Source organism: Streptococcus cristatus, assembly GCF_003943505.1.
Taxonomy (GTDB): domain Bacteria; phylum Bacillota; class Bacilli; order Lactobacillales; family Streptococcaceae; genus Streptococcus; species Streptococcus cristatus_E.
Window position 1 is genome coordinate 1 of record NZ_RJPS01000084.1, and the last position, 664, is coordinate 664.

The 664-nt window shown below is 43.8% G+C and carries 2 protein-coding genes; both read right to left on the minus strand.

Features of this window, described 5'->3' with window-relative positions; translation table 11 throughout:
* Nucleotides 1–101, minus strand: a 101-nt coding sequence (locus D8792_RS11120) for a glycerate kinase (protein ID WP_142999410.1), incomplete at its 3' end; no start/stop codon positions are given.
* A gap of 8 nt (nucleotides 102–109) precedes the next feature.
* Nucleotides 110–664: phosphoserine phosphatase SerB (gene serB / locus D8792_RS11125; protein ID WP_125374018.1), on the minus strand; the 555-nt coding region annotated here is incomplete at its 5' end.

Genomic DNA, 664 nt, shown 5'->3' on the forward strand with positions numbered 1-664 from the left:
GCCTCTGGCAAGGCTTGGGAAAAACCTTCTTTCAAGGCTTCTGCTACTTGAACAGCAGACAAACTTTCCTTAAAAGAATCTGGTGCTAACAAGATATGCATAATGCCTCCTATTTTTCCTTCCCATCCAAAATATCCATTACTTGGTAGAGGTCATAAACATTGATTTGATAGGGCGCTTGCTCTCTTACAATTGGCTTGGCATTAAAAGCAATTCCAATGCCTGCCGTTTGAATCATAGGCAAATCATTGGCGCCATCCCCCATTGCAATGGTTTGATTTAATTCCAAATTGTTTTCTTGAGCCCATTCTTTCAGCATCTGAACTTTAGTATCTTTGCTAACAATGTCTCCCAACACATGACCTGTAAGCAAGCCATTCTTGATTTCTAAGCGATTGGCCTTTACATAGTCAATTCCTAGCTCTTCAGCCAGTCTATCCACCGTTTCATGAAAACCACCTGAAACCAAGCCAACCTTGTAGCCCCGCGCATGCAGCTCATCTACTAATTTTTTAGCGCCAGGTGTGAAATGAATCTTATCAGCTATTTGAGAAAAGATAGTTTCCGGAAGTCCCGCCAAAAGTGAAACCCTCTCCCGTAAGGCAGCCTCGAAATCCAATTCTCCGCGCATGGCTCGCTCAGTGATAGCAGCGACTTGCTCCCC